This window comes from Microbacterium aurantiacum, assembly GCF_002872075.1.
Taxonomy (GTDB): domain Bacteria; phylum Actinomycetota; class Actinomycetes; order Actinomycetales; family Microbacteriaceae; genus Microbacterium; species Microbacterium aurantiacum_A.
The window spans coordinates 17064-41787 of record NZ_PGGU01000021.1 but is presented as its reverse complement, the minus strand read 5'-3'; the positions used below and the strand labels follow the sequence as shown (position 1 = coordinate 41787).

Genomic DNA, 24724 nt, shown 5'->3' with positions numbered 1-24724 from the left:
GGTCTTCGCAGAACGCGAAGGCCCGGCGCCGGGTGCCATCGTGGGCATGGCTGGGGCTCGTGCCCTTCGTGGCCTACGTCGTGCTGTTCCTCGCCGTTCCGACGATCCTCGCGCTCGGGTCCGGGTTCTTCACCGAGGACGGATCGTTCACGTGGACGAACGTGTCGGCCCTCGGTGATCCCGTGGTGCTGAACACCTTCGCGAACTCCGCCTGGCTGTCGCTGCTCACCGCCGTCGTCGGCGCGATCGTCGGCGCACTGGTCTGCTACGCCCTCCTCGGCATGAACCCTGAAGGGGCGATCCGCTCGACGGTGGATGCCGCCGCCGGCGTGCTCGCCCAGTTCGGCGGCGTGATGCTGGCATTCGCGTTCATCGCGACGATGGGCCTCAAGGGCGTCGTCACCGAGTTCCTGCGCAGCGCGTTCGGCATCGACCTGTACGCGAGCGGACCGTGGATCTATGAGATGCCCGGCCTGTACCTCCCCTACATCTACTTCCAGATCCCGCTCATGGTGATCACGTTCATGCCCGCACTCGCCGCGCTCAAGCCGCAGTGGTCCGAGGCGAACCTCACTCTCGGCGGCACGCGGGCGAGCTTCTGGCTGCGCATCGGCTTCCCCGTGCTCGCGCCCTCGTTCCTCGCGAGCACCCTGTTGCTGTTCGCGAACGCGTTCTCCTCCTACGCCACCGCGGCCGCGCTCGCCAGCCAGGGATCCCAGATCGTGCCGCTGCAGATCCGCACCTCGCTCACCAGCGAGACCGTACTCGGCCGTGAGAACCTCGCCGGCGCCCTGGCGCTCGGCATGATCATCGTGGTCGGAGTCGTGATGGCCCTCTATTCGCTCATCCAGCGTCGAGCCGCGAGGTGGCAGTCGTGAACCGACTCGGCCCCTCCCTGGCGACTCGCTGGATCATCGGCATCCTGGTCGGAGTGTTCTTCGCGATCCCGCTGATCTCGACCTTCCTGTACACCCTGCGCGACTCGGAAGGCGGCCTGTCGCTCGAACGCTGGGCGGCGCTGTTCGACCCGGCGGCATCCGCCGCCATCAAGCCGATCTGGACGGGTCTCGGCAACTCGCTGGTGCTGGCACTCGTCACCGTGGCGATCGTGCTCTTCCTGCTCGCGCCGACGATGATCCTGGTGAACCTGCGCTTTCCGAAGCTGAAGCCGATGTTCGAGTTCGCGGTGCTGCTGCCGATCTCGATCCCGGCGATCGTCCTGGTCGTCGGACTCGCGCCGATCTACCTGCAGATCGGCAGATCCCTCGGCACCGGCACCTGGACACTCGCCTTCGCCTACGGCGTCACCGTGCTGCCCTTCGCTTTCCGCTCGATTCAGGCGTCCATCGACGCAGCCGACCTGCGCACGCTCTCCGAAGCCGCGCGCTCACTCGGAGCGACCTGGCCGACCGTCGTGCTCAAGGTGCTCGCGCCCAATCTGCGCCAGGGCCTGCTCGCCGCATCCCTCATCTCGATCGCCGTCGTGCTCGGCGAATACACGATCGCCTCGCTCCTGAATCGCCAGGTGTTCCAGACGGCGCTCGTCGTCGTGCAGAAGCAGGATCCCTACGCACCGGCGATCTTCACGCTGCTCGCGCTGCTGTTCTGCTTCCTTCTGCTCCTCCTCATCGGCCGCGCTGCCCGCGGCTCCGGAAAGGCCCGCTCATGACGCTCCCCCGTACCGCCGACAATCTACTGCTCGCCGAGGCGGGAGAAGGCACCCGAGTGCAGCTGCAGGGCATCGTGAAGAGCTACGCCGGGAACCGGGTGCTGCACGGCGTCGACCTCGACATCGCCCCCGGCGAGTTCGTGTCGCTGCTCGGGCCTTCCGGCTGCGGCAAGACGACGCTGCTGCGGGTGCTGGCCGGCCTCGAAGGCGCCGACGAGGGTGCGGTGCTGCTCGGCGGCGGAGATGTCTCCCGCGTACCCACGAACAAGCGCGACATCGGCATGGTGTTCCAGTCGTACTCGCTGTTCCCGCACCTGCGGGTCGTCGACAACACCGCGTTCGGACTGCGCCGTCGCGGCGCGGGCAGGGCGGATGCCGCCAAGCGCGCCCTCGACGCCCTCGCCCTCGTCGGCCTCGACGCCTTCGCCGACCGGTTCCCGCACCAGCTCTCCGGTGGCCAGCAGCAGCGTGTGGCACTCGCCAGGGCTCTGGTCACGGAGCCCAAGGTGCTGCTGCTCGACGAGCCGCTCTCCGCGCTGGATGCGAAGGTGCGCGTGCAGCTGCGCGACGAGATCCGCCGCATCCAGCTGCGCCTCGGCATCACCACCGTGTTCGTGACGCACGACCAGGAGGAGGCCCTCGCCGTCTCCGATCGCATCGCCGTGATGAACTCCGGCCGCATCGAGCAGATCGGCTCGCCCGAGCAGCTGTACACGCAGCCGTCGACCGCCGGAGTCGCGGCTTTCGTCGGGCTCTCCAGCGTCGTCTCGGGTGTCGCCGAGGGCGATCACGTCATGGTCTGGGGTCAGAGCCTCCCGCTCCGCTCCCGCGCCGACGGCCCCGTCGACGTGTACCTGCGCCCGGAGAACGTGTTCTTCGCCTCCGAGGCGGATGCCGCCACAGACGCCCTCGTCGAGGAGAGCACGTTCCTCGGCAGCATGCGGCGCACGCTCGTGCGCACCGAGTCCGGCGAACTCGTGCGGGTGCAGCACTCGCCGCGCTTCCACCCCGCCTTCGGCGATCGAGTGCGCATCGCGGTGACCCCCGAGCCGGTGGCGGTGCACCCGCGAGGCTGAGCCGCGGGGTCGATAGCCGGGTCGAGCGTTCCGCCGTGATCGTTCACGGACCTCTTGCTCTCGCCACCGTTGAGGACTATCGTGACAGGTTCGTGAACGTTCACGTACTTGCTCGAAAGGACGATGGTGACCCCTCAGCTCGCAGTCGATAGGACACACACCCGCACCGGCGGATGGGCGGTGCTCGGCCCCGGCAACATCGCGCGCAGGTTCCTCGCCGGCCTCGCCTCGAGCGACGGAGAACTCGTCGCGGTCGGCAGCTCGGATGCTTCGCGCGCTCAGTCGTTCGCCGACGAGGCGACGAAGCAGGGCGCCGCCGACGTGACGGCCGGAGACTACGCGCACGCTCTGGCCGATCCTCGGGTCGATGCGGTGTATGTGTCCAGCGTGCACACGGCCCACCCCGCTCTCACGATCGCCGCCCTCGAGGCCGGCAAGGCCGTCCTCTGCGAGAAGCCGCTCGCAGTGAACCACGGCACGGCGATGGCTCTGGTCGACGCCGCACGACAGGCGGGCGTGCCGCTCGTCGAGGCGTACATGTACCGCTTCCACCCGCAGACTCGCGCTGTGCTCGACCTCGTGCGCGATGGCGCGATCGGCCGCGTTCTCCACGTCGACGCCTCCTTCGCGTTCCGGGTCGGCGAGCGCAACGGGCGCCTGTTCGACCCCGCGGTCGCCGGCGGCGGCATCCTCGATGTCGGCGGCTATACCGTCACGATGGCCTCGGCGGTCGTCGATGCAGCCGACGGCGTGCACGCATCGGAGCCCGTCGACCTGACGGCGAGCGGTGTCGTCGGACCGACCGGAGTCGACGAGTGGACGGTCGCCAGAGCGACGTACCGCAGCGGCATCACCGCGACGCTGACGACCGGCGTCATGACGCCGGCGGCGAATACGGTGACGATCCTCGGCGAGAAGGGCAGCATCCGCGTCGCGGAGCCCTGGGTTCCCACCGGCGACACCGAGATCGAGCTCGCCACCCCCGAAGGCGTACGGACCATCGTGATCGATGCCACCGACGCCTACGCGCTCGAGGCGGACGCCACGATCGCCGCGCTGCGAGAGGGCCGGCCGGATGCACCGGAGATGACCTCCGCGGAGACGCTCGCGACCGCGCGCAGCCTCGACCGCTGGCGAGCGGCCATCGGGCTTCGCTACCCGTTCGAGACCGAGGAATCCGACATCCCGCCGGTGCGCGGCAGGTTCGGCGGCGTCGGCACCGGCGGCGACATGCGGTACGGAGACATCCCCGGGGTCGGCAAGCGCGTCTCCCGCCTCGTCATGGGGGTGGACAACCAGCCTGACCTGGCCCACGCGTCTGCGATCTTCGACGTCTATGCCGAGCAGGGCGGCAACGTCTTCGACACCGCCTACATCTACGGCGACGGCGAACTGGAGAAGCGGCTGGGACGCTGGATCGCGAACCGCGGGGTCCGCGAGGACGTCGTGGTCATCACGAAGGGCGGGCACACCCCGCACTGCGACCCGGAGTCGCTGTCCCGCCAGCTGCTCGAGAGCCTCGAGCGCCAGGGAACCGACTACGCCGACATCTACATGCTCCACCGCGACAACCTCGATGTTCCCGTCGGTGAGTTCGTCGACGTTCTCGACGAGCATGCGCGTGCTGGGCGCATCCGCGTGTTCGGCGGATCGAACTGGAGCCCGGAGCGCATCGACGAGGCCAACGCCTACGCGCTGGCCAACGGGCGGCAGGGATTCGGCGTCGTGAGCGATCACTTCGGACTCGCCGAGGCCTACGACGTGCCGTGGGAGGGCTGCGTGCAGCTGACCGATGCCACGTCGAAGCGCTGGCTCGAGGAGCGGCAGATCCCGCTCCTGCCGTGGTCGTCCCAGGCACGAGGGTTCTTCGCCGGCCGCGCCCGGCCGGACGATCGCAGCGACTCCGAGCTCGTGCGCTGCTATTACAGCGATGAGAACTTCGAGCGTCTGCGTCGCGCCGAGACCATGGGGGCGGAGCGCGGTGTGCCGACGACCGCGATCGCACTCGCCTACGTGCTCGCGCAGCCCTTCCCGACATTCCCGCTCTTCGGACCGCGTACGATCGAGGAGACCCGCTCGTCGATGCGGGGCCTCACTGTCGATCTCACATCCGAAGAGGTGGCGTGGCTGGATCTTCGCAGCTGAACGGCGCGGGTGACCCCGGTTCGCCGGGGTCACCCGCCACCCGTCGGCGTGCGACCATCCTCGATGTCGCCTCGGCCGCCGGCGTCTCCCGCCAGACGGTCACCCGTGCGGTCAACGACATGGCGGGGATCAGCGTCGAGACCAAGCGTCGCGTCCTCGAGGCGGCGAACGCACTCTCCTATCGGCCGTCCCGTTTCGGTCGAGGGCTCGTCACCGGCGGCGACAGCCAGCTCGGCCTCGTCGTCAGCGACCTGCGCAACCCGTACTCCCCGGAGCTCGCTGCCGCGGTCGTTCGCTGTGCTGCCGCCGAAGGGTGGAGCGTCTCCCTCGTCGACATCGGCCTCGCCGGCGCCGCTGATCGGCTCCTGCACTCACTGCACGCGCAGGTCGACGTCATCGTCGGCTATCTCGGGGAATGGGCGCGGGGGTGGGAGAGCAGGTTCGGTGCGACGCCCCTCATCCTGCTCGACGCGGATGCCGATTCCCGCCACGCCGGAGTGAATCTGGACCCGTCCGCCGCGATCGAGGATCTCGCGGATCACCTCGTGGCCGTCGGCACGCGCCGGCCGGTCGTGCTCGATGCATCAGAACCTCACGCGACGAGCGGTCGCGGGATCGCCATGATGGCGGCCCTGGAGCGACGGGGTCTCTCACCCGAACTCGTGCACGCGTCCGCTTCGACACCGGAGCACGCTTCCGCGGTCACGGCGCAAATCATCCGCCGAGCCACGCCCCCCGACGCCATCTTCGCGTTCAACGATCTGATGGCGCTCGGAGTGCTCTCCGCATGCCGCCACGCGGGTCTCGACGTGCCCCGCGACATCCGGGTGGCGGGAGTCGACGGTCTCACGATCGGCGCTCTCGTCGCACCGACGCTCACGACCCTCGCCGTGGACTTCGACGAGGTCGCGCGCCACACTCTCGAGCTCGCCGTCTCACTCCGCGACGGGACTCCGGGTCTCGGGCTGCGGCGCACGGTGAGCCACCGTCTCGTGCTGCGCGAATCGGCGTAGTTCTCGCCTCGCCTTCACCCTGCGCCGAGGTGGCCTGACGCCGATACCCCCACTTATCGTCGAAACCCCCTCGCATGCGAGGGGGTTTCGACGATATCAGGGGGTCTCGGCGGGGCGCCGGCCGGTTGATCAGAGCACGCGCGAGAGGAAGTCCTTTGTGCGCTGGTGCTGCGGGTTGCCGAGCACCTCGCGCGGGTCGCCCTCTTCGACGATGTGGCCGCCGTCCATGAAGATCAGGCGCGAGCCGACCTCGCGGGCGAAGCCCATCTCATGCGTGACGACGAGCATCGTCATCCCCTCGTCCGCGAGCGAGCGCATCACCTGCAGCACCTCGCCGACGAGCTCGGGATCGAGAGCCGACGTCGGCTCGTCGAACAGCATCATGTCGGGATTCATGCACAGCGCCCTGGCGATCGCCACGCGCTGCTGCTGACCCCCGGAGAGGTGACCCGGGTAGGCGTCCGCCTTCTCCGCCAGTCCGACGCGTGCGAGCATCGCGAGTGCGACCTTCTCCGCCTCCGCCTTGGAACGCTTCTTGACGCGCTGCTGCGCGATCATGAGGTTGCCCATGACGTCGAGGTGCGGGAACAGGTTGAAGCTCTGGAACACCATGCCGATGCGCGTGCGCACGCGGTCGATGTCGACGTCGGGATCGGTGATGTCGATGCCCTCGATGAGCACCTTGCCGCCGGTCGGTTCCTCGAGCAGGTTCACCGAACGCAGCAGCGTCGATTTGCCCGACCCTGAGGGACCGATCACGCAGACGACCTCGCCGGCGGTGACGGTGAGGTCGATGCCCTTGAGCACCTCGTTGTCGCCGAAGCTCTTCACGAGCCCCTGCAGGTCGATCGCCGGGGCGTGGACATCAATCAGGTCGGTGATCATCGCTGCTTCGCCATCCGTCGTTCCAGCCACGCACTGAAGCGCGTGAGGGGGATCGTCACGATCAAGTACAGGATCGCCGCCATGATCAGCGGCGTCGCGTTCGTGTTCTGGGTCGCCGCATCACGGGCGAAGTTGGTGAGCTCCTTCGACCAGATGAACGTTCCCGCCACGAACAGGAGCGAGGTGTCCTTCAACAGCAGCACGAACTCGTTGGTCAGAGGCGGGATGATGATGCGGAACCCCTGCGGCACGATGATCCAGAACGTGGTCTTCATCGGAGACATGCCGAGGGAGCGCGCGGCCTCGGTCTGGCCCTTGGGCACGGCCTGGATGCCGGCACGAATGGTCTCCGCCATGTACGCCGACGCGACGAGGATGAGACCGATGAGCCCCAGCACCACCGGGCCACCGAGGTCGCGGCCCGAGACCCCCGATGCGACCGGCAGGATGAACGCCACACCGAAGATCGTCAGGATCGCGGGGAGCCCGCGGAAGAGCTCGATCCAGGCCGTGGCGATCCACCGGAACGGGCCGATGCTCGAGAGCTTCAGCAACGCCAGCAGGACGCCGAGCACAAGCCCGGCGGTGAACGCCACCGCGGTGAACCACAGCGTGTTGACGAGGGCGGTCGTGATGATCCCGGGGAACATCTTGACCGCGACCTCGGGGTTGAAGAAAAGAGGACCGATCCTCGCCCAGTTGGTCGTGACCGCCGCCCAGACGACGATCGCGATCAACAGCGCATAGACGATGTATCTATAAAGCTTGCTTCGCGTGCTGCGCCTCAACGCCATTGTCAAGGTCTCCCTGATCTACGCTGCTCGCCGATTACTTCGCGGTGAAGTAGTTGTCGTAGATGGTCTGGTAGTCGCCGCTGTCCTGCAGCTCCTTCAGCGCACCGTTGACAGCCTCGAGCAGTGCGTCCTTCTCACCCTTGGCGAAGGCGAAGCCGTAGGACTCGCCGGTCTCGTACTCCTCGACGATCTTGTAGGCCTTGTCGGCCTTCTCGTGCTCGAGGTTGACCGGCTGATCCTGGAGGATGGCGTCGATCAGTCCCGACTGCATCGCGGGCCACAGCTCGCCGTCGGAGGGGTACTGCACGATCTCGGCGCCGGTGGCGTTCTCGTTGGCGTAAGCCTCTCCGGTGGTGCCCTGCTGTACGCCGACGTTCTTGCCCTCGAGGTCATCGATCGACTTGATACCGGAGTCGGTGCGCACCAGGAGCGACTGCAGCGACTCGTAGTAGGGGTCGGAGAAGTCGATGTTCTTCTCGCGCTCTTCGGTGATCGTCATGGCGGAGGCACCGACGTCGCAGGTGCCCGATGCGAGGGTGGTGCCGGACTGCAGCGCCTCGAAGCCGACGTCCTGAACGGCGAGCTTCAGATCGAGCTTCTTCGCGATCGCGTCGAGCAGGTCGATGTCGAAGCCGGTGTAGCCGGTGCCGTTGTCGCCGCCTTCGAACTCGAAGGGGGCGTAGGGGATGTCGGAGCAGACCGTGAGCGTGCCGGCCTCGATGAGGTCGAACTCGTTGTCGGCAGCACCGTCTGAGCCGCCGCTTCCACCGGCACAGCCGGCGAGGGCGAGAGTGGCGGTCGCCGCGAAGGCGATCCCGGCGATGAGGTTACGACGCTGCATGACGGCTCCTATGTGACGAGGACCTGACGCCCACGAACGGGTAGGTGATCATCTTGACATGCAGCACGTCGCCGAGCCGAACCGGAGTGGCCCGTGATCGATCACATTTGTGTTGCAAGTGATCGTTAACCGGATTCGAGGGTCAGACCTCGAAGTCGACGGCGACCCGCGATGCCACGACCGAGCGGATGTAGCCGGCGACCTCTTCATGCGCCGGATGCACCTGGTACTCCTCGAGCGCGGCGACGGACGCGAAATCCGCGATGAGGGTGACGTCCCAGTTGGCATCGGGATACACGGCATTCGCGCCGGCCGAGATCGACAGCAGCTGGGGGACGACTCCGTGCAGCGCGTTCAGCCGGCGAGCGACCTCGCCGGCGTGAGCTGCGCGTTCGGCCGGGTCTTCGGCGGCGAGCTTCCAGGTCACGACGTGCCGGATGGTCATCGGAGGGCCTCCTCGAGGGACTGACGCAGGCGGTCGGCGGACAGCCGCCAATGCGCGTGCAGCTCGCCGTCGATGAGGACGACCGGGATCTTCTCCCACCACAGCTCATACAGTGCGGGGTCGTCCTGGATCGACGCCTCGACGATCTCGATCTGCTCCGCAGCCGCATCCGGCAGCCCGGCGACGACAGTGTCGATGATCTCCGACGCGACGTCGCAGAGGTGGCAGTCCGGCTTGCCGATGAGGGTGAGCGAGATCACGCCGAAGGCACCTCGACCGGGTGGCCCTGGGCCACCCACTCGCCGGTGCCGCCGTCGACGTTGGTGACGTCGTAGCCTCGCGCCTCCAGCGCCTCCACGACGCGCGCCGAGCGTCCGCCCACCTGGCAGATCACGTCGAACGCCTCGGCCGGAAGCTCCTCGAGGCGGTTCCCGATCTCCGACATCGGGATGTTGACAGCGCCCGGCACGTGCCCGGCGGCGAACTCGTTCGCCTCGCGCACATCGATGAGCGGTGTGCTCTCGCGCGCGGCGAGGTCGGCGATGGTGATCGACTTCATGGCATCCTCACGGTGTTACGGGCGCAGAGACACAAAGCGCCCGTCCGGAGACAGGCGCTCGGTGTCTTGGCCGCTTACTTCTTGTTGCGGCGCTGGTGGCGAGTCTTGCGAAGCAGCTTGCGGTGCTTCTTCTTCGCCATGCGCTTGCGGCGCTTCTTGATGACAGAACCCACGGAAACCTCACTAAGTCAGGGGCTGGGCGTCGGGAACACCGGACGCCCGGGTTTGGGCACGGAAAAATGCCTCGGATCAGTCTAGCAAACCGGAGAGGCCCCGCCGCACGGGCATCATTCGTCGGCATCCTGCGTGACCATGAAGCGCCACACGAGCGCGTGTCCGAGCGCGATCAGGGTGATCAGGAGCAGCGCCTCGACCTGGATCCCCTTGAGGCCGAGGGGCGTGGCGATCTGCGGGGCGACACCGATCACGGCGATCGCCGCGTAGACGAGCACCGTGGCGACCTGGGTCCATCGAACCGCTGCCGGAGTCCCGTCGCCGCGGGCCTGGGAGACCAGCCGCAGCATGGACACTCCGCCGACGACGGCGATCACGACGAACGACAAGCGCCACATCACGGGGTTCTCGGTCCCGCCGACCTGCGCGAACAGCCCCATCAGCGCCGGCAGCAGGAACGACAGGTAGATTCCGCCGATCGTGCGGCGCATCGCCGGGTTCGACGTCCAGTCGCGGCGTGCGCGGACGACGTTCCACCAGAGGCCGGTGAGCGTGAAGCAGGTCGCGGAGAAGAGTGCGTAGAACGTGCTGACGTCCATCGCCCGTCCTCGGCTAACCGACGTCGGAGATGGGACGCTGCAGGGCGTCGGCGACTGCCGACTCCGGCACGCGGTAGCTGCGGCCGAAACGGATCGCGGGCAGCTCGCCGGAGTGCACGAGACGGTACACGGTCATCTTCGACACGCGCATGATCTCGGCGACCTCGGCCACTGTCAGGAACCGGACATCAGGTACTTCGGGCATCCCCCGTACCCCTTTCTCAATGAGCACACTCTATGGGGAAGGAGCGACGCGTGTAAACCCATGTGGCTGATGGGATCAGCGGGATTCCGCGACCGTGGCGAACGCGCGCACCGGGAACGTGCCGAATCCGCGGATCGCCGGCGGGGCGGCGGTGAACCGCGCTCCGCGCGCCGGCACGGCGTCGAGGTTCGCCAGATGCTCCACCACGTGAACGCCTGCGGCGAGGAGGATCGAGTGCGCAGGGCGCGTGCCCCCGCTCTCGGTGTCGTCGATGTTCAGCGAGTCGATGCCCACCATGCGGACATCGGCGTCGACGAGGAAGTGTGCGCCGTCCTCGGTGAGGAACGGAGCCCCGTGCGCGTACTCCGGTGCGCCGAAGTGGCGACTCCAGCCGGTGTCGAGCAGCACCGCCGCACCCGCCAGATCACGATCCGCCAGGGTCTCGGCGCGGATGCCGCGGTTCTCCGCACTCCACGAGTCGCGGAGGTGGAACACCTCGGCGCGGAGCCCGACGAGTGTGCCGAGGTCGAGCGAGGCCAGATCGCCGCCGTCGGCGTAGCGGTGGTATGGCGAGTCGAGGTAGGTGCCGGTATTGCCGATCATCGTGATGATATCCATCGCGAACTCGGTGCCCGGCGCATACTTCGAGCGGGAATCCTCTCGTGTCAGATGCGAGTGGATCGTGGGCGCCGGGAGCCCCGGGTATGTCACCAGCCCGGCTTCGATCGGGTGGCTGCAGTCGATGACGCGCTCGGGTGCGCCGGTTGCGGCATCCGCCTCCACACCGCGACTCCCCCGGTGCTGTTCCTCGACGAAACGGAGATCGCGGAGGACGACCTCGCTGACCAGGGCCAACCCGAGATGGCGGATCAGGAGAGCGCCGACCTCGGCATCCGTCATGCGGGGGCGCGGCACGTCCAGCCGGAACCCGTCACCGCTGATCCCTCCCCCGTTCGCGAACGAGAGGGAGAAGTCGAAGTGGGCCCGGTACTCGGCTGCGGTGGTCATGTTCACATCATGGCAAAGCGGCCCGTGGATCGGTGGCGGATCAGACGGGCTTCTTCGCCTTCGCGAGGCGCTCCTTCGCCTCGCGCAGCGACTGCCGCTCGAGCTTGCGGGCGACCCGCAGCGCCTTCTCCGCCTCGCGCACCGCCTTCAGCGCCTCGCGGTGCCGCCTGTCGCCGGCGACCTCAGCGGGGTCGATTCCGATCCATTCCGGTTCGCTCGTGTGCGGCTCTCCGCGGTCGAGTCCGGCGATGTACGCGTCGACGCCGTCGAGGATGCGCTCCAGGGCGAATCGGAACGGATCGGCGGTGGAGACGAACACGCCGTCGTCGATCGCGCGCCGCAGTGCGGGGTAGCCGTCGGCCGTGATCACGCGGTCGAAGAGCGCCGCCTCCCTGGCCGAAACCTCATCCGCCGTGAGGCCGCTGCTCCTCGCCGTGTCGGTGTAGCCGGCGAGCACCGTTCCGTACCAGCGGGCGTGGCCGGTGACCGAGAGCGCCACCGCCACGCGCTCCTCCGCGGTGAGCGGAGTGTGCTCCAGGCTCGAGAGCCCCGCATCGAGCCAGGACGAGCTGTTGGGCGTGATCGGCGATCCCGAGATCGGCAGGGACAGCATCCACGGGTGCCGCAGGAACACGAGGACCTGCGCCTCGAAGAGGGTGCGCAGCTGCTCGCGCCAGCCGTCGAACTCACGGTAGTCCTCGGGCGGGAGGCCGGTGGCCTCCTCCTGCATCAGCAGGAGGAGGTCGTCCTTCGCGCTGACGTAGCGGTACAGCGACATGGGCGTGAACCCGAGTTTCGCCGCGACCGCGGCCATCGATACGGCGCCGATGCCCTCGGCATCCGCAAGCTCGACCGCCGCTTCGACGATGCGCTCGACGCTCATCTCCCGTTTGGGTCCGCGCTGCGGATTGGCGGCCACACCCCAGGCCAGAGCGATGCCGCGCGGCAGCTCAGGGGGTTCCTGCTCAGTCATACCCTCATCGTACTTCTGTTTATTATGTAAACAGTGTGTTATGGTCATACACGGTTGATATACGACATACACAGTTTGCCTCATACGCAGAAAGGAACGAACGATGACGACAGCAATTCACGCACGCGGCCTGCGCCAGAGTTTCGGCGATCGAACCGTGATCGACGACCTGGACATCACCGTCTCCCGAGGCGAGGTGTTCGCCCTCCTCGGGCCCAACGGCGCAGGCAAGACGACGATCATCAACATCCTCACCACCCTCACCAGGGCCGATGCCGGAACGGTGAGCGTCGCCGGCTTCGATGTGCGCACGCAGTCCGTGCAGGTGCAGCAGCGGATCAGCTTGACCGGCCAGTCCGCCGCCGTCGACGATGCACTCACCGCCACCGAGAACGTCGTGATGTTCTCGCGTCTGGCAGGGCTCGGCAGAGCCGCGTCCACGCGGCGAGCTGCCGATCTGATCGCGCAGTTCGGTCTGACGGATGCCGCGTCACGAATCGTCCGGACCTTCTCCGGTGGGATGCGCCGCCGTCTCGATCTGGCACTGAGCTTCGTCGTCACCCCCGAGGTGCTCTTCCTCGATGAACCGACCACCGGGCTGGACACCCGAAGCCGGCGCGATCTGTGGGACATCATCCGCTCGCTCGCCGCGGCGGGGACGACCGTGTTCCTCACGACCCAGTACCTCGAGGAGGCCGACCAGCTGGCTGACCGGATCGCGGTGCTGCACGAGGGCCGCATCGCCGCGCTCGGCACCGCGGCCGAACTGAAGGCTCGCATCGGCGGCGACACCGTCGAGCTGCACGACGGCCGCGGCGACCTACTCCGCGAGCTCCCGACCGACGGGACCGTCGCGGGCCTCCGGCGAGCGCTCGACCTGCTTGACGAGCAGGGCGCCGACGGCGTCGTCACGCTCCGCCGCCCCACACTCGACGACGTGTTCCTCGCCGTCACCGCGCGCTCGCAGAACACCACCACAGCCACCGTGAAGGAGTCCGCATGAACACCGTCCTCGCTCTCGCGACGCCCAGCGCCACCGCAGCCGTCCGTCCCCGCCTCGGCGGCGTCACGGCCGAGACGATCTTCGTCGGCCGCAGCCTCCGCCACTCACTGCGCGACGGCGAATCGCTCCTGATGGCCGTCATGCTCCCGGTGATGCTCATGCTCATGTTCACCTGGGTGTTCGGCGGCGCGATCGATCCGTCCGGTGCCTATGTCGACTACGTCGTTCCCGGCATCATCCTGACCTGCGCCGGATTCGGCGCTTCCTCCACCGCCGTCTATGTCGCCAACGACATGCGCACCGGCATCATCGATCGCTTCCGGACGATGCCGCTGCGCGCCGGAGCGGTGCTCACGGGGCACGTCGTGGCCAGCGTGCTTCGCAACCTCGTGGCCACCGCGATCGTCATCGGAGTCGGAGTGCTGGTCGGCTTCCGCCCCGACGCGACCTTCATCGAATGGGTCGGGATGACGGCGTTGATCGCCCTGTACATCCTCGCGATCACATATCTGTTCGCCGCCATCGGGCTCGCCGCCGGCAGCCCCGAGGGTGCGAATGGATACGGCTTCGTGCTGCTCTTCCTGCCGTACCTCTCCAGCGCCTTCGTACCCGTGGCGGGCATGCCGGACTGGTTGCAGCCGGTCGCCGCGAATCAGCCGATCACGCCGATCGTGGAGACGATCCGCGGTCTGCTGATGGATGCCCCGCTCGGGACGGAGCCCCTGTGGGCCATCGGCTGGTGCCTGGTGATCCTCATCGTGGCCGCCGTCTGGGGCGCCTGGCTGTTCCGTCGCAAGGCCGCTCGGCGCTGAGACGCCGATACCCCCGATGGCACTCGTGTCGTCGGGGGTATCCGTCGTGTCAGGGGGTGACGTCGGGGCCGGCGCCGGTCAGGCGCCGAACCTCTTCAGCGCCGTGGTGACCACGTGCCTGGCGGAGGCAGCAGCCCGGCCGACGACCTCGGCGGCATGAGCGGCGCCGTCGGGCAGCGGCAGAGCCGGGTAGTCGAAGTCGGGCGCGCTGTCACCGAACGCGTCGACGAGGAACGGGACCAGCCAGTCGTCCACGACTTCGAGCGGATCGACCTCGAGGCTGTAGAAACGGCGCTGGCCGTCTTCGCGCACCGTGACGAGGTCGGCGTCGCGCAGCACCTTCAGATGCTTGGAGACCGTCGGCTGGCTGATGCCGAGCTCGGCGACGATCTGGCTCACGCTGGTACCGGCGTTCCCTTCGGTGGTGCGTCGCAGCAGGAGCTGGAGGATGTCGCGCCTCGTACCGTCTGCGATCACGTCGAAGATGTCCGTCATGTGATCAGGGTAGTCGTCCCGAGCACGGAGTACCATGACGAAGGCTCGGCGAGAGGCGCTGCGCGGCCGTCACGACGACGGTGATGGTGACGAGAAGGGGGACGCGATGTCGAGCATCGTGTCGGCATCGTCTCCGGGAGAGCGCCTCAAGAGCGCTGGAGCCTGGTTCAAGCACCTCATCACCTCCTCGCCGTCGCGCTTCGCGATCGTCGTGTTCATGCTGCTGATCCTCGTGTTCACCACGCTGCTCTCGCTGCCGATCGCATCGGCCGACCGCACGGTGACCGCTCTCGGCGACGCCCTCTTCACGGCTGTCTCCACGATCTGTGTGACCGGTCTCTCAACGGTGGATATGGCGACGCACTGGTCGCCGTTCGGGAATGTCGTGATCTTCGTCGGCGTGAACATCGGCGGAATGGGTGTCCTCACGCTCGCCTCACTGATGGGTATGGCGATCTCCAAGCGGCTGGGTCTGCGCGCGAAGTTGATGGCGGCCGGTGACACCAACCCGCTCCGCGCCCACGGCGGCGTCGTCAACGAAAGCCAGACCGTCCGGCTCGGCGAGGTCGGCCAGCTGCTGACCACCGTCGCACTGTCCACCCTCCTGATCGAGGGCGTCGTGGCGGTGCTGCTCTACCCTGGGCTCGTCATGGCGGGTATCGATCCGCTCACGGCTCTCTGGGAAGCGCCGTACTACGCGGCGATGTCGTTCACCAACACCGGTTTCACACCCAACGTCGGCGGAGTCTCCGTCTTCGCGGACGACTACCTCGTGCTCACCGTCCTGATGATCAGCGTGTTCCTCGGCAGCATCGGATTCCCGGTGATCTACACCCTCGCCAAGCATGTATGGCACGTCAAGAAGTGGTCGCTGCACACGAAACTCACGCTTGTCACGACTGTGCTGCTGTTCGTGCTGGGGGCCGCGGCCTTCCTCGTCCTGGAGTACAACAACCCCAAGACCTTCGGCTCGATGGATGCGGTCGACACCACCTTCCAGGCGTTCTTCCTCTCCGCGATGACCCGCTCCGGCGGGTTCTCCGTCATCGACATCGACGATCTCAACGGCTCCTCGATGCTGGCCGCGTGCATGCTCATGTTCGTCGGCGGCGGTTCGGCCTCGACGGCCGGCGGCATCAAGGTCACCACCCTCGCGGTGCTCGCGATCGCCGTCTGGTCGGAGGCCAAGGGGCGTCAGTCCGTCGAGGTGTTCGGCCGCCGCATCCCGAGCGACGTTCAGCGCGTCGCGCTCAGCGTCGTCGCCTGGGGCGCGACCATCGTCGCCCTGTCGACGATCATCATCGCGCAGATCACGAAAGCCGACATCGCCCACGTGCTGTTCGACGTGATCTCCGCCTTTGCGACCGTGGGCCTCAGCTCGGGCCTCACCGCCGAGCTCCCCGAGTCCGCGAAGTATGTGCTCGCGGCCACCATCTTCATGGGGCGCATTGGTACAGTGACTCTCGCCGCGGCAGTCGCCGCGACGTCGCGATCGCAGCTCTACTCGCTGCCCGTGGAAAGGCCGATCGTTGGTTGAAGTCCTCCGGGGCGATGCGCCCGTTCTCGTGATCGGTCTCGGCCGGTTCGGCGCTGCATGCGCCGGCGAGCTCGATCGACTCGGCCGCGAGGTACTGGCGATCGACGGCAATCTCGAACTCGTCCAGAAGTGGTCGGATCGGGTCACGCACACCGTGCAGACCGACGCCCGCAACTTCGACGCCCTTCGCCAGATCGGCGCCGCAGACTTCCAGGTGGCGGTCGTGGCTGTCGGCTCGTCCATCGAGGCTTCGGTCCTGATCACCGCGAACCTCGTCGACCTGAAGGTGCCGCAGATCTGGGCGAAGGCGGTCTCGCAGTCACACGGCAAGATCCTCGCCCGAGTCGGCGCGAACCACGTCATCTACCCCGAGCGCGAGGCCGGCGAGCGCGTCGCGCACCTGGTGAGCGGGCGGATGCTGGACTTCATCCGCTTCGACGACGACTTCGTGCTCGCGAAGATGTATCCGCCGAAGTTCATCCGCGGCGTGGGCCTCAACGAGTCCGGTGTGCGGACGAAGTACAAGGTCACGGTCGTCGGGGTGAAGAGTCCGGGCAAGCCCTTCCGCTACGCAGAGGCGAACACGATCGTCACCAACCACGACCTCATCATCGTCTCGGGCACGAACAGCGACATCGAGCGCTTCGCCGCACTCGACCGCTGATCCGGCTCAGGCGTCGATGCTTCAGGCGTCGATGTCGAGCACGATGTCGACGACATCGTCGACTCCGATGCCCTCCCCGTCCTGCAGCGCCTTCTTGATCGGCACGATGTAGCCGCCGTCCTTCGGCCACAGGGCGGTGGTGATCGTGGTGTCGCCGATCGTGACGGATGCCGGGATCATCCCCCACCCGTACGTGACCACCGTCGAGACGTCGTGGATCATCTCGGCCTCGGCAGACGGGACCGTGACGAAGTGGAATGGCGCGGGGCCGCGCCAGAACCAGATCTCCCCCGAGAAACGCAGCCGCATGCTCAGGCTCCGGCCGCGAGCTCCTTGGCACGCGCGAGCGCGGCACTCGCGGCGTCCGTGAATGTGCGATCGAAGTGCGCCTCCTGCAGCACGGCGATCGCGCGCTCGGTCGTGCCCTTCGGGCTGGTGACGCGACGACGCAACTCGGCCGGTTCCTCGCCGGAGGCGTCGAGCAGAGCGGTCGCGCCGATGAAGGTCTGCTCGGCCATCAGGCGCGCATCCGCCTTCGTGAATCCCATGCCGATGGCGGCGTCGGTGAACTGCTCGATCAGCAGATAGACATAGGCCGGCCCGGATCCGGAGATCGTCGAGAGCGCGTCGATCTGCGCTTCCGGAACCTCGATCACCGCACCGACGGTCTCGAACAGACGCCGAACGGTCGCCATGTCATCCGCCGTCGCCGATGTCCCCGCGGCGAGCCCGGTCACGCCTTTCCGCACGGTCGCCGGAGTGTTGGGCATCGAGCGGATGACGCGCGCATCGCTCCCGAGCACGTCTGCAAAGGTCTGCAGGGTGACCCCCGCCGCCAGGCTCACCACGATCGCATCGGCTGCGAGCGACGGAGCGATCTCGCGCAGCAGATCCGGCACCATCGCCGGCTTCACGCCGACCAGGATGATGCGGGCGCCGGCGGCGGCATCCGCATTGCCGGCCGGATGCTCCTCGAGGGCGATGCTCCGAACCCCCGACAGCTCGGCGAGCTCGTTCGCCTTCTCGGTCGTGCGGTTGGTGGCGGTGATCCCGCCGTCGATCTCGATACCGGAGGCGACGACGCCGCGGAGGATCGCACCGCCCATGGAACCGGCTCCGAGGAAGGCGAGTGAAGGGAGCGAATCAGGCATGCCGACATCCTATGGCGAGCATCCGACGACGCCGCGGGGGACCCCGGAAACCGATGCCGACGCTGGCTAGACTCGTCGCATGAGCGCATCCGGAGGCACCAAGGCGATCATCGCGGCATTCCTCGCGAATCTGGGCATCGCCCTCGCGAAGTTCCTCGCCTGGGCGCTCTCCGGCTCGGCCTCGATGCTGGCGGAGGCCATCCACTCCGTCGCCGACTCCGGCAACCAGATCCTGCTGCTGAGGGGTGGGCGCAAGTCGAAGCGCGAGGCCGATCGCTCGCATCCGTTCGGATACGGACGCGAGCGGTACGTGTACGCGTTCGTCGTCTCGATCATCCTGTTCTCGGTCGGCGGCATGTTCGCCGTCTACGAGGGCGTCGCGAAGCTGCGCGATCCGCACGAACTCGACCTCACGTGGTGGTGGCTGCCCCTGCTGGTGCTCGTCGTCTCGATCGCGCTCGAATCCTTCTCGCTGCGCACCGCCGTCCGCGAGAGCAATCTGGTGCGCGAGAAGGGGCAGTCGTGGGTGTCGTTCATCCGGCGCGCCAAAGCCCCGGAGCTGCCGGTCGTGCTGCTCGAGGACACCGGGGCTCTCACCGGTCTGACGCTCGCCCTGTTCGGCTACGGACTCACGCTGCTCACCGGGAACCCGGTCTTCGACGCCATCGGCACCCTGTGCATCGGCGTGCTGCTGATCATCATCGCGCTGGTGCTCGGCATCGAGACGAAGAGCCTGCTGGTGGGCGAAGGCGCCACGACCGCCGACCACGACCGCATCGTCGACGCCATCGGCGACGGACCTGAGGTGGTCAAGCTCATCCACATGAAGACGCTCTACCTGGGGCCGGACGAGCTGATGGTCGCCGCGAAGGTGGCACTGGCATCCGACAAGACGGTGCGTGAGGCTGCCGACGACATCGACGAGATCGAGAAGCGCATTCGCGAGGCCGTGCCGGCCGCTCGCGTCATCTACCTCGAGCCTGATGTCTACCGTCCTGCGATCGATCCCGAGCCGTCGACGGACGTGTTCGTGCTGAAGTCGTCGGACTGAGCCTCAGCGCCGCCGCTCGAAGAAGTCGCGTAACAACGCGGTGGCGGCCTCCGCCTCGACTCCGCCGACGACCTCGGCGCGGTAGGGCAGGCGACGATCGCGCAGCACGTCGTACATCGAGCCGGCCGCGCCGGCCTTGTCGTCCCAGGCGCCGAAGACGACTCTCCCGATCCTCGCCTGCAGGATCGCCCCCGCGCACATGATGCAGGGTTCGAGCGTCACGACGATCGTGTGCCCCTCGAGATTCCAGGAACCGGCGGATGCGGCCGCGCCGCGCAGCGCTTCCACCTCGGCGTGACCGGTCGGGTCGTGGGTCGCCTCGCGGTTGTTGCGCCCCTCGGCGACGATGCGACCGCTCCCGTCGAGCACGACAGCGCCGACCGGGATCTCCTCGGCCTCCGCCGCTTCCGCGGCGAGCGCGAGCGCGCGCTGCATGGCGTGGACGTCGGCTGTGCTCATGATGAGAGAGCCTACGACAGCGGGGCCGCGGCATCCGATGTCGTACCGGGGCGCACCGCGCATTAGCCTGTATCCATGCGCGTTCATGTGGCCGACCACCCCCTCATCACCCACAAGCTGTCGGTACTGCGCGATGTGCGCACGCCGTCGCCGGTGTTCCGCCAGCTGACCGAAGAGCTCGTGACGCTGCTCGCCTACGAGGCGACGCGCAATGTGAAGGTGAGCCCCGTCGAGATCACGACCCCCGTCACGAAGACGATGGGCGTGAAGATCTCCGAGCCGCGGCCCATCGTCGTTCCCATCCTGCGCGCCGGTCTCGGGATGCTCGAGGGCATGGTCAAGCTGCTGCCGACGGCCGAAGTCGGGTTCCTCGGAATGGTCCGCGACGAGGAGACGTTCGAGCCGACGACGTACGCCGAGCGCCTTCCGGACGATCTGAGCGACCGCCAGTGCTTCGCGATCGACCCGATGCTGGCGACCGGAGGCTCGCTGGGGGCTGCGATCGAGTTCCTGTTCAAGCGCGGTGCGCAGGACGTCACGGCGATCTGCCTCCTCGGCACCCCCGAAGGCGTCGCCTTCATCGAGAACATGGTCGGCGACCGCGATGTCACTCTCGTGCTCGGCGCGCTGGATGAGCGTCTCAACGAGAAGGGCTACATCGTGCCCGGCCTCGGCGACGCCGGTGATCGCCTGTACGGCACTGTCTGAATCGGTTCGCGCTGCTTCTCCCGGCTCACGCCGGTGAGGCGTCGCTCGTCGGGGGTGTCAGACCGCCAGCCGGTACCCGCGCTCGTCGCCGTAGTGCGCGAAGCCGGCGCGTGCGAGGATCGGCGCGGAGGTGGCGATGCGCCCCTTGACGAGAGCCGTGGTCGCACCGAGTTCGGCGCCGATCCGCAGTCGCTCCGCGAGCACCGCCCGGTAGGCGCCTCTGCCCCGTGCACCCTCCAGGGTCGCGGCTCCCCACAGGCGTACGAAACCGTCGACGATCGTGCATCCGCCCGTGCTGACCGGCTTGCCGTCGAGGCGTCCGAGCACGCGGGCTCCCCTCCCGGACGTGAGTTCCGCCGTCAGTTCGGCGAGCTCCGTTCGCAGACCCTCCTCGTCGAGCGGATCCTGCTTCCACACCGGCACGTTGACGGAGTCGACCTCCCGCACCTGATCGAGATTCCGCACGACCTCTGCCGTCACCGCTGACGGAACCTCGATCGGGGAGACCTCGATCGGGGAGACGTCGATCGGGGAGACCTCGATCGGGGAGACCTCGATCGGGCGAGCGAGCACGGCGACCGTGTCGATGTGCTCGGCGCCGCGGCGCCGCAGCTCATCCTCGAGATCCGGGCGATCGGAGGCGTTCGTCCAGAAGGTCAGCTGCGTCTCACCCCAGGACCGGGTGCGCTCGATCGCGTGATCGAGGACAGCGGCAGCATCCGCCGTCGAGTCGACCTGCGAGCCGCGCACGCCCCCGCCGAATCGCGCCGGGTAACGCACCAGCTGCAGGTGCCGCTTCTCCTGTTCGGAATCGCGCGGGAACCATACCCACGCGGCCGAGGCGCGGTGGATGTCGTCGATCGAGTGCATGCCCTCCATCATTCCGCGGCGCCGACGAGCCGCGCGAATGCGCTGAGCCGCGCGACCCCCTCGGGCGTGTGCGGGAGGTCGTCGAGCAGCGCCGGGGAGTGGATCAGATAGGCCACGCACTGCGCGCGGGAGATCGCGACGTTCAAGCGGTTCTGCAGCAGCAGGAACTCCGGTCCGCGCGGGGCGTCGCGCCCGCTGGATGCTGCCAGCGACGTGATCGACACCACGGCCTCTTTGCCCTGGAAGTTGTCGACGGTGCCGACCGGCACCCGGGGGAACCCGGCCGCGGCCAGCGCTTCGAGCACGAGCTGCTTCTGCGCGTTGTACGGGGTGACGACGATGATGTCTCCCTCGACGAGCGGCCGGCTCGTCGAGGCGGGATCGTTGTCGGTGAAGGTGCGCCCGACCAGATCGCGCACCAGCCGCACGACCTCGGCCGCCTCTTCCGGCGACTGCGTGGCGTTGCCCCGATGGCGCAGCGGGATGATGTGCAATCCCGGATCGACGCCGCCGACAGCACGACGTTCCGTGCCGGGCGCCGATGCCAGCTTGCCGGCGTACGCGAGCTTCGACACCGGTGCGGCGATGAGCGGATGCATCCGCCACGACCTCGCCAGGAAGTAGCCGTATTCCGGCCGCACGACGGCGTCGCCGTCCATCACCCAGCCGAGGGCCGACGTGTCGACCGGTTCCGGGTGGGCGCCCTGGCTCACCTGCGGGAGCTGCTGCGGGTCGCCGAGGAGCAGGAGTCGTTGCGCTCCCGCAGCGACCGCGATGGTCGACGCGAGGGAGAACTGCCCGGCCTCATCGATGACGAGGAGGTCGAGCCCTCCTCGTCCGACGCGGCCGGTGTTGCTGAAGTCCCATGCCGTGCCGCCGACGACGACGCCCTCGCCCTCGTGCTCGGCGAGGAATGCGCCCATCCCGCTCTTCGGGATCACCGTGTACACCGGTTCGCCTCCGCCGTCCTTCGGCGACTTCGCGACCTGCGAGGGTGCGACGCCGTCGGCGACGATCCGCGTCAGCAGCGTCTCGATGATGGCGTGCGACTGCGCGACCACACCGACCTTGAAGCCGTGTTCGTTCACGAGTCGTGCGATCACCCGCGAGCCTGTGTAGGTCTTGCCCGTTCCGGGCGGCCCCTGCACAGCCAGGTAGCTGCGGTCGAGGTCGAGGACTGCACGCACGATCGCGTCGATCAGGTCTTCTCCGGCCGCGGGCAGCGGCTCCCCCGAGCGGGTGCGCGGCGGGATCCGGCGCAGGATGTCGGTCGCCGCGTCTGCGGGGAACCCCGGAGCGGCGAGGTGCACGGCGTCCGCCCATTCGTCGATCGCGCCCTGCAGGGACGCCACCCGCGGTGGCGGCGCCGGCGTCAGCGCGAGCGGCAGTTCGTCCCAGGTCTGTCCCTGGATCGCGGATTCGGTGATGACGTAGCCGTCGTCCAGCACCCCGGTCACGGTCACCGAGTGCGGCACGTGCACGGCGCGGGACGCGACATCGGTGTAGAACGGAGCGGGCACCGGGTACAGCGCGAAGGGCTGCGAGCCCTCGCCCAGCGTGGTCCCTGGCGAGATCTCTCCGCGGATCTCCACCTCACGAGACATCACGCGCCGCCCCTCGCCGACGCTCCATTCCCGGCGCACCACGCAGGAACCCGGATCGACCCGCACGACGTCGCGGGTGCCCTCCCACATCGTCACCGGCTCACGCAGTCGCTGGAAGTGCCCGACCCAGAAGCTCTTCGCCTCGCGGGGGAAGTAGTCGATCGCGGCAGCCGCCAGGCGATGCACCTGACCGTCGTCGCCGGCCTCGACAGCACGCCCGGCGTCGGCGAGCAGCGCGACGGAACGCGGCGACGGCTCGTAGATCACCTCGTCGGCCTCGTCGGGCGGTGCCGGATGCACGCCTTCTCGCTTGGCGATCTCGATCAGCCAGTTGCGCAGCCGCCTCGTCGAGACGCAGTCGTAACGGTTGTAGTCGGCGAGGTCGGCGAGCACGGCATCCGCCTCGACCCGCTCCCCGGCAGCGGCGAGTTCCTTCGCCGCGACGTACTGCACGATCGAGTCGTCGCCCTTCTGCACGTCGCTGGTGCGCACGTCTTCGCCCATGTACAGCGGCTCGAGCTTCTTGATCGAGTACGACCTCGATCCGACCCGGACAGTCCGCAGGACCAGCGGATACAGGTCGACGAACACGCCCTCGCGGAGCAGCCGGTCGACCTCTCCCTCGCGCACGCCGTGCCGCGCGGCCATCGCGACGAGGTGCGAGGTCTCGTACGGGGCGTAGTGGTAGATGTGCATGCCGGGATGCGCGGTCCGGCGCGCGTTCACGAAGTCGAGGAAGGTCTCCAGAGCCCGCCGCTCCTCGGCGAAGGTGTGCGCCCACAGCGGCGTGTACTGGTCGGCGTTGTCGACCCAGCCGAACAGGTAGTCGATGCCCCACTGCGCCTCGCCGTCGGGGGCAGGCTCCGTGTACAGCGGATCGCCCTCGAAGTCGAAGAAGATGTCGCCGTGGCTGGGCACGGGAAGAGTGTGGATGGCCGCCGCATAGTGCACGTCGTACGTCGGCACCCCTTCCGTATCGGCGCGGAGCTGAAGCCGCGCCTGGGCCCGGAGGTTGTCGAAGGTATCGGCGTTCATGCCGTCGGGGGCGGTGGATGCCGCGGCCAGCGCGTCGATCGTCTCGATGCCGGAGGCGCGGAGCCGGGCTCGCTGCACGGGGCGCATCCGCGCGACCATGAGCAGATCGCGGTGCGCGATCACCTGCTCCTCGCAGGTGGCGCAGCGGCCGCACGCGACGATCTCGAGGTCGCCTCGGTCGTCGCCCCATCCCAGGGGCGCACCCGCGGCACCGTCTTCGATGCGACGGTCGGCGATGAGCGCCCTCAGCCGGGAGCGGCGTACCTGGAACAGCGGCAGGAGGTCATCGACGGCGTGGGTGCTGATGGTGCCGTCGCCCAGGATCAGGTCGACCTCATCGGATCGGGGGATCCCCAGCCGATCGAGCTGATCGACATATGCCGCAAGCTGCATGAGAGCCGTGACGCGAGCCTTGCGGGCGAGCTTGGAATCCTGCACCCGCCAGCGTCCGTCGTCGTCGCGACGGAGGAAGTCGGCGAAACCCACGAACTCCGGCGTGGCGAAGGCCGCCTGGAACACGACCAGCGCCTCTGACCGCAGCGCCTCCCCCGTCTCGGCGACGGCGGCGGCCAGAGCAACCGCATCCCGCGACTCGACCTTGTCGATGCGGTGCACCCGCGTCTCGCCGAGATCATCGATATAGCGGGCGAGGACGTTCTGCTCGTGCACGTCGCCGAGCCGCGCTGCGCGGGCGAGCGTGACGTTCTCCGGCTCTTCGACCGCCGGGACCCTGCCCAGCTTCGCGTCGAGAGCGCGACACCACGCGAACTCGCATTCGGCGGCCGCCTTGAGGTCGCTCGCGCTCCAGATGACGCGCTGCGCCTGAGTGTCGATCCGCACGATGCTCCCGTTCCCTCGGATGCTTCGACACTAGCCGCGGCATCCGACACCACCTGCGCTCAGAGGCGCGTGCTCAGCGACGCCCGACTTCAGGTGGCGCCTGTTGCCG

The 24724-nt window shown here is 68.1% G+C and carries 28 protein-coding genes; 11 read left to right on the top strand and 17 right to left on the bottom strand.

All coding sequences use genetic code 11. The annotated features are described in order from the left end of the window. From CUR96_RS15160 to CUR96_RS15140, 5 genes are all read left to right on the top strand, one after another. Nucleotides 1-878, top strand: an 878-nt coding sequence (locus CUR96_RS15160; protein WP_102194175.1) for an ABC transporter permease subunit, incomplete at its 5' end; no start/stop codon positions are given. Beyond that, the gene (locus CUR96_RS15155) at nucleotides 875-1669 is read left to right on the top strand and encodes an ABC transporter permease (RefSeq protein ID WP_102194174.1); all 795 of its coding nucleotides are present in this window, start codon (nucleotides 875-877) and stop codon (nucleotides 1667-1669) included. The genes CUR96_RS15160 and CUR96_RS15155, both read left to right, overlap by 4 nt. Continuing rightward, nucleotides 1666-2745, top strand: a complete 1080-nt coding sequence (locus tag CUR96_RS15150) for an ABC transporter ATP-binding protein (protein WP_102194168.1) — start codon at nucleotides 1666-1668, stop codon at nucleotides 2743-2745. The genes CUR96_RS15155 and CUR96_RS15150 overlap by 4 nt, the downstream gene beginning before the upstream one ends. A 126-nt stretch (nucleotides 2746-2871) precedes the next feature. Next, a complete protein-coding gene (locus CUR96_RS15145) occupies nucleotides 2872-4890 on the top strand; it encodes an aldo/keto reductase (protein ID WP_245861347.1) in 2019 nt (672 codons plus the stop codon). Beyond that, nucleotides 4869-5903, top strand: a complete 1035-nt coding sequence (locus CUR96_RS15140) for a LacI family DNA-binding transcriptional regulator (RefSeq protein ID WP_245861344.1) — start codon at nucleotides 4869-4871, stop codon at nucleotides 5901-5903. The genes CUR96_RS15145 and CUR96_RS15140 overlap by 22 nt, the downstream gene beginning before the upstream one ends. A gap of 129 nt (nucleotides 5904-6032) precedes the next feature. On the opposite strand, the gene CUR96_RS15135 is transcribed toward CUR96_RS15140, so the two are convergent. From CUR96_RS15135 to CUR96_RS15085, 11 genes are all read right to left on the bottom strand, one after another. Next, nucleotides 6033-6788: an amino acid ABC transporter ATP-binding protein gene (locus CUR96_RS15135; protein ID WP_102194166.1), complete on the bottom strand. Its 756-nt coding sequence runs from the start codon at nucleotides 6786-6788 to the stop codon at nucleotides 6033-6035. Continuing rightward, nucleotides 6785-7582 carry an amino acid ABC transporter permease gene (locus tag CUR96_RS15130; protein ID WP_102194165.1) on the bottom strand — a complete coding sequence of 266 codons (798 nt, stop codon included), beginning with the start codon at nucleotides 7580-7582 and terminating at the stop codon, nucleotides 6785-6787. Before CUR96_RS15130 ends, CUR96_RS15135 begins: the two co-directional genes overlap by 4 nt. A 34-nt stretch (nucleotides 7583-7616) precedes the next feature. Then, nucleotides 7617-8423 carry a basic amino acid ABC transporter substrate-binding protein gene (locus tag CUR96_RS15125; RefSeq protein WP_102194164.1) on the bottom strand — a complete coding sequence of 269 codons (807 nt, stop codon included), beginning with the start codon at nucleotides 8421-8423 and terminating at the stop codon, nucleotides 7617-7619. Nucleotides 8424-8565: 142 nt separating this feature from the next. Then, complete coding sequence (locus tag CUR96_RS15120; RefSeq protein WP_102194163.1) at nucleotides 8566-8868, bottom strand: Dabb family protein; 303 nt, start codon at nucleotides 8866-8868, stop codon at nucleotides 8566-8568. Further along, nucleotides 8865-9128: a glutaredoxin family protein gene (locus CUR96_RS15115; protein ID WP_102194162.1), complete on the bottom strand. Its 264-nt coding sequence runs from the start codon at nucleotides 9126-9128 to the stop codon at nucleotides 8865-8867. The genes CUR96_RS15120 and CUR96_RS15115 overlap by 4 nt, the downstream gene beginning before the upstream one ends. Beyond that, nucleotides 9125-9427 (bottom strand): rhodanese-like domain-containing protein, encoded by a 303-nt coding sequence (locus CUR96_RS15110; protein ID WP_102194161.1) that lies wholly within the window; start codon nucleotides 9425-9427, stop codon nucleotides 9125-9127. Before CUR96_RS15110 ends, CUR96_RS15115 begins: the two co-directional genes overlap by 4 nt. Nucleotides 9428-9501: 74 nt before the next feature. After that, a complete protein-coding gene (locus CUR96_RS15105; protein ID WP_003792170.1) occupies nucleotides 9502-9600 on the bottom strand; it encodes a 30S ribosomal protein bS22 in 99 nt (32 codons plus the stop codon). A gap of 114 nt (nucleotides 9601-9714) precedes the next feature. Next, nucleotides 9715-10200, bottom strand: a complete 486-nt coding sequence (locus CUR96_RS15100; RefSeq protein WP_102194160.1) for a hypothetical protein — start codon at nucleotides 10198-10200, stop codon at nucleotides 9715-9717. 13 nt (nucleotides 10201-10213) lie between these two features. Then, nucleotides 10214-10405, bottom strand: coding sequence for a helix-turn-helix domain-containing protein (locus tag CUR96_RS15095; protein ID WP_102194159.1), 192 nt, complete (start codon nucleotides 10403-10405; stop codon nucleotides 10214-10216). Between the two features lie 75 nt (nucleotides 10406-10480). Beyond that, complete coding sequence (locus CUR96_RS15090) at nucleotides 10481-11413, bottom strand: cyclase family protein (RefSeq protein WP_102194158.1); 933 nt, start codon at nucleotides 11411-11413, stop codon at nucleotides 10481-10483. A gap of 40 nt (nucleotides 11414-11453) precedes the next feature. Next, nucleotides 11454-12386 (bottom strand): TetR/AcrR family transcriptional regulator, encoded by a 933-nt coding sequence (locus tag CUR96_RS15085; protein WP_102194157.1) that lies wholly within the window; start codon nucleotides 12384-12386, stop codon nucleotides 11454-11456. A gap of 103 nt (nucleotides 12387-12489) precedes the next feature. On the opposite strand from CUR96_RS15085, the gene CUR96_RS15080 reads away from it, so the two are divergent. Further along, the gene (locus CUR96_RS15080; protein WP_102194156.1) at nucleotides 12490-13389 is read left to right on the top strand and encodes an ATP-binding cassette domain-containing protein; all 900 of its coding nucleotides are present in this window, start codon (nucleotides 12490-12492) and stop codon (nucleotides 13387-13389) included. Continuing rightward, nucleotides 13386-14201 carry an ABC transporter permease gene (locus CUR96_RS15075; protein ID WP_102194155.1) on the top strand — a complete coding sequence of 272 codons (816 nt, stop codon included), beginning with the start codon at nucleotides 13386-13388 and terminating at the stop codon, nucleotides 14199-14201. Before CUR96_RS15080 ends, CUR96_RS15075 begins: the two co-directional genes overlap by 4 nt. 78 nt (nucleotides 14202-14279) lie before the next feature. Here CUR96_RS15075 and CUR96_RS15070 read toward each other — a convergent pair whose 3' ends face one another. Further along, on the bottom strand, nucleotides 14280-14696 hold the full coding sequence (locus tag CUR96_RS15070; RefSeq protein ID WP_102194173.1) for an ArsR/SmtB family transcription factor: 417 nt from the start codon (nucleotides 14694-14696) through the stop codon (nucleotides 14280-14282). Between the two features lie 106 nt (nucleotides 14697-14802). On the opposite strand from CUR96_RS15070, the gene CUR96_RS15065 reads away from it, so the two are divergent. Further along, on the top strand, nucleotides 14803-16233 hold the full coding sequence (locus CUR96_RS15065; RefSeq protein ID WP_102194172.1) for a TrkH family potassium uptake protein: 1431 nt from the start codon (nucleotides 14803-14805) through the stop codon (nucleotides 16231-16233). Beyond that, a complete protein-coding gene (locus tag CUR96_RS15060; protein ID WP_102194154.1) occupies nucleotides 16226-16897 on the top strand; it encodes a potassium channel family protein in 672 nt (223 codons plus the stop codon). The genes CUR96_RS15065 and CUR96_RS15060 overlap by 8 nt, the downstream gene beginning before the upstream one ends. Nucleotides 16898-16918: 21 nt before the next feature. On the opposite strand, the gene CUR96_RS15055 is transcribed toward CUR96_RS15060, so the two are convergent. Together CUR96_RS15055 and proC are read right to left on the bottom strand one after the other, a co-directional pair. After that, complete coding sequence (locus CUR96_RS15055) at nucleotides 16919-17206, bottom strand: DUF1905 domain-containing protein (RefSeq protein WP_102194153.1); 288 nt, start codon at nucleotides 17204-17206, stop codon at nucleotides 16919-16921. Between the two features lie 2 nt (nucleotides 17207-17208). Further along, nucleotides 17209-18048, bottom strand: coding sequence for a pyrroline-5-carboxylate reductase (gene proC, locus CUR96_RS15050; RefSeq protein ID WP_102194152.1), 840 nt, complete (start codon nucleotides 18046-18048; stop codon nucleotides 17209-17211). A gap of 79 nt (nucleotides 18049-18127) precedes the next feature. Here proC and CUR96_RS15045 point away from each other — a divergent pair, with 79 nt between their 5' ends. Beyond that, nucleotides 18128-19099: a cation diffusion facilitator family transporter gene (locus CUR96_RS15045; protein ID WP_102194151.1), complete on the top strand. Its 972-nt coding sequence runs from the start codon at nucleotides 18128-18130 to the stop codon at nucleotides 19097-19099. Nucleotides 19100-19102: 3 nt separating this feature from the next. Here the strand turns inward: CUR96_RS15045 and CUR96_RS15040 are convergent, their stop codons facing one another. Beyond that, nucleotides 19103-19558, bottom strand: coding sequence for a nucleoside deaminase (locus CUR96_RS15040; RefSeq protein WP_102194171.1), 456 nt, complete (start codon nucleotides 19556-19558; stop codon nucleotides 19103-19105). A 75-nt stretch (nucleotides 19559-19633) separates the two neighbouring features. Here CUR96_RS15040 and upp point away from each other — a divergent pair, with 75 nt between their 5' ends. Then, the gene (gene upp / locus CUR96_RS15035) at nucleotides 19634-20266 is read left to right on the top strand and encodes a uracil phosphoribosyltransferase (protein ID WP_102194150.1); all 633 of its coding nucleotides are present in this window, start codon (nucleotides 19634-19636) and stop codon (nucleotides 20264-20266) included. A 57-nt stretch (nucleotides 20267-20323) separates the two neighbouring features. Here the strand turns inward: upp and CUR96_RS15030 are convergent, their stop codons facing one another. After that, the gene (locus tag CUR96_RS15030; protein WP_245861342.1) at nucleotides 20324-21136 is read right to left on the bottom strand and encodes a hypothetical protein; all 813 of its coding nucleotides are present in this window, start codon (nucleotides 21134-21136) and stop codon (nucleotides 20324-20326) included. A gap of 8 nt (nucleotides 21137-21144) precedes the next feature. Further along, nucleotides 21145-24615: a TM0106 family RecB-like putative nuclease gene (locus tag CUR96_RS15025; RefSeq protein WP_102194148.1), complete on the bottom strand. Its 3471-nt coding sequence runs from the start codon at nucleotides 24613-24615 to the stop codon at nucleotides 21145-21147. Nucleotides 24616-24724 lie beyond the last annotated feature (109 nt).